3 protein-coding genes are annotated in these 2,794 nt (G+C 74.6%); all 3 read right to left on the bottom strand.

The genetic code is table 11. From position 1 onward, the window contains the following. Window positions 1-20 precede the first annotated feature (20 nt). From ACOV8S_RS32610 to ACOV8S_RS32600, 3 genes are read right to left on the bottom strand one after another with little or no spacing between them, the layout of a single operon-like run. Entirely contained in the window at window positions 21-353 is a 333-nt protein-coding gene (locus tag ACOV8S_RS32610) for a hypothetical protein (protein WP_448322236.1), read from the bottom strand. Next, on the bottom strand, window positions 350-1,675 hold the full coding sequence (locus ACOV8S_RS32605; protein WP_448322234.1) for a glutamate synthase-related protein: 1,326 nt from the start codon (window positions 1,673-1,675) through the stop codon (window positions 350-352). Before ACOV8S_RS32605 ends, ACOV8S_RS32610 begins: the two co-directional genes overlap by 4 nt. Next, window positions 1,672-2,676 carry an asparagine synthetase A gene (locus ACOV8S_RS32600; protein ID WP_448322233.1) on the bottom strand — a complete coding sequence of 335 codons (1,005 nt, stop codon included), beginning with the start codon at window positions 2,674-2,676 and terminating at the stop codon, window positions 1,672-1,674. Before ACOV8S_RS32600 ends, ACOV8S_RS32605 begins: the two co-directional genes overlap by 4 nt. Window positions 2,677-2,794 lie beyond the last annotated feature (118 nt).

Raw genomic sequence — 2,794 nt, 5'->3', positions numbered from 1 at the left:
GGCGGATACGGGGCGGTCGGTCAGGCGGGTGGGCGGACGCGGACGCGGACGTCGGCGGTGCCGCCGCGCAGGGCGGTGCGGACGGCGAGGGTGACGGCGCGGTCGGCGGCCCGTCGTACGGCGCGCCGCCGACGCGGGCCGGGTGCGGTCGGTGCCGGGGCACGCAGTTCCAGGCGGCCCCCGATGTGGCCGCGGCCGGCCTGGGCGAGGGCCCGCTGGGCGGTGCCGCGGGCCGCGACGGCGAGGGCGTCCTCGCCCGTGGCCGCGCGCGGGGACGCGGTGACGGTGACGCCGGGGGTCTCGTGGACGGAGAAGCGGACGTGGACGGTTCCGCGGCGGCGACGACGGGTCATGGCGTCCTCCCCGGTGTGCCGGTCGTGACGTCGGTCCGGGCGCCGGCCGGCTCCGCCAGGGCGGCGGTCGCCGTCATGGCGGGGTCGCCGGGCCACCACAGGTCGTCGGCGTCCAGGCCGGTGACGGCGTATTTGCCGAGGGCACTGATCAGCAGCCGCAGTTCGAGGGCGATGCTGTCGGCGAGGCGCTCGAGGCCGCGCTCGGGGTCCTCGTCGACCGCGATCAGGGCGGCGCGGCCGAGTCCGACGGCGGTGGCGCCGAGGGCGAGGGCGCGCAGGACGCGGCCGCCTTCCCACATGCCGCCGCCGGCGAGGAGGCATCCGCCGGGACGGCCGATGCGACGCAGGCATTCGGCGAGGGGCAGGCCCACCTGGTCGAGGAAGACGCCGGGGGCCCAACCGGTGCCGCCCTCGGCGCCGTCGACGGTGACGGCGTCGGCGCCGGCCGCCCAGGCGGTGCGCGCGGCGTGCGCGATGTCGCGGCCCGGGTGGAACTTCACCCAGGTCCGGGCCCTGGGGAAGTTGTTGCGCATGAAACGGAGCTGTTGGCGGAGGATCTCGTCGGTGAAGGTGCCGGGGGTCGCGCAGCGCAGCCGGTGGTCGTCGTCGGGGCCGAAGACCTCCTGGACGGTGAAGCGGCGGGCGAGCCGTGCGGCCTCCTCGCGTCCGACGACGGTCATGCCGCCGAGGCCGGGTTTGGCGCCCTGACCGGTCTTCAGTTCGAAGGCGAGGCGGCCGGTCTCCAGGAGGGGCCGGGTGGCGGGGTCGCTGTAGAGGAGGTTCCAGACCTCGGAGTCGGCGTCCTCTGTGGACTGCTGGACGATCACGCCGCCGGTGCCCTCGGGCGCGGCCTCCAGGTAGGCCTCGACGCGCGCGAGGAGCGCGGAGCGGGTGGAGTCGTCGGCGCGGCGGTAGCCGTGGACGGGGATCATGTTCTCCCCGATGACCATGGGGATGCCCAGCCGGCCGGCCTGCCGGCTCGCGTGGAGGGCGAGGTCCCCGCTGCCGGCCCGGGTGGAACCGAAGGCGGACAGGTACAGGGGGAGCCGGGCGGTGAGGCCGCCGGCGCGGGTGGTGAGGTCGACGTCGCCGAACTCGGGTTCGCGGGCGAGGTCGATGAGCTTCTCGAGCCGCTGGGGCATGAACACGGGCGGCACGATGCGTGCCCGGTCGAGTTCGTCCTGCGGCGGGGCGGCGGCCGGTGAAGGGCCGAAGAGGCGGGCGCCGTACGTGGTGGGGTCGGCGAAGACCTCGGCGGTGCCGTGGCGGGCGCGGGCGCGGACCCGCTCCTCGGGGAAGCCGGGTGCGGTGAGGGCGTTCACGGGGTCACCGCCCCGGGGAGCTTGGGGTAGGCGCTGACCTGCCAGAGGGCGTCGAGACCGGTGAGGAAGCGGACCAGGCGCTGCAGTCCCATCCCGAAGCCGGCGCTGGCCGGGATGCCGTCGCGGGCCTCCTTGAGGTACCAGGAGTACTTGGCGGGGTTCTCGCCGCTCTCCCGCATGCGGGTGACGATGGTGGCGTAGTCGGCCTCGCGCTCGCTGCCGGAGACGAGTTCGCCGTAGCCGTGGGGGGCGAGCAGGTCGAAGTTGCGCAGCACGCCGGGGTGGTCCGGGTCCTCGCGGTCGTAGAAGCCGCGGGACCCCTTGGGGTAGTCGTTGACGAAGAAGGCGCGGTCGCTCTCCAGGGACAGCAGGCGTTCACCGGTCCAGTCGATCTCGCCGTCGGGGTTCTGCGGGTGACCGGCGGCGAGGAGGCGGCGCACGGCCTCCTCGTGCGTGCAGACGTCGTACTTGCCGCTGCGGATGTCCGCGAAGTCCTCCTCCCTGCGCCCGAGTTCGGTCAGCAGGCCGGGAACGGCGGTCCAGACGTGCTCGGCGACGTGGGTGAGCAGTCCGGCGGCGATCTCCTGGGCGTCCTCGCGGGTCGCCTCGGCGATCTCCACGTCGATCTGGTGGAACTCGACGAGGTGGCGGCCGGTGGTGGCGGTCTCCTCGGGTTCCACGCGGAGGTTCGGCGCGATGTAGAAGAGCTTGGGGAAGCCGCGCAGCGACGCCTGCTTGTAGAGGATGGCGCTGGTCATCAGCTTGTAGGGGTGGCCGTAGTAGTCGACGTCCAGGGCCTTGGCGCCGCGGCCTCCGGGGTCGGTGACCGGCCCGACGAGCGGGGGCAGCAGCTCGGTGAAGCCCTCGCCGCGCAGGAAGTCGCGGGCGGCCTGCAGGGCTTCCTGCTGGACGAGCATGGCGGCGCGCAGCCGGGGCGAGCGGAGGTGTTCGCCGAGCGGCGGCGGGGTGCCCGGTGCGTCGGCGCGGACGGTGCGGTCCATGACAGGACTCCTTCACGAGACGGGACGAGACGGAACGAGACGGAACGAGGCAAGGCGAGGCGAGAGGGAGGCGAGGCGAGCGAGGACGGGAACGAGGGGGAGGGGAGCGGCGAGGGCG

It is taken from the genome of Streptomyces sp. CO7, from assembly GCF_053474865.1.
Note: the sequence above shows the minus strand (reverse complement) of the source record. Positions and strands in the feature narration are given on the sequence as shown.

Coding starts and splice junctions, on each gene's coding strand:
- ACOV8S_RS32610 (WP_448322236.1), bottom strand. CDS start 353: ATGACCCGTCGTCGCCGCCGCGGAACCGTCCACGTCCGCTTCTCCGTC.
- ACOV8S_RS32600 (WP_448322233.1), bottom strand. CDS start 2,676: ATGGACCGCACCGTCCGCGCCGACGCACCGGGCACCCCGCCGCCGCTC.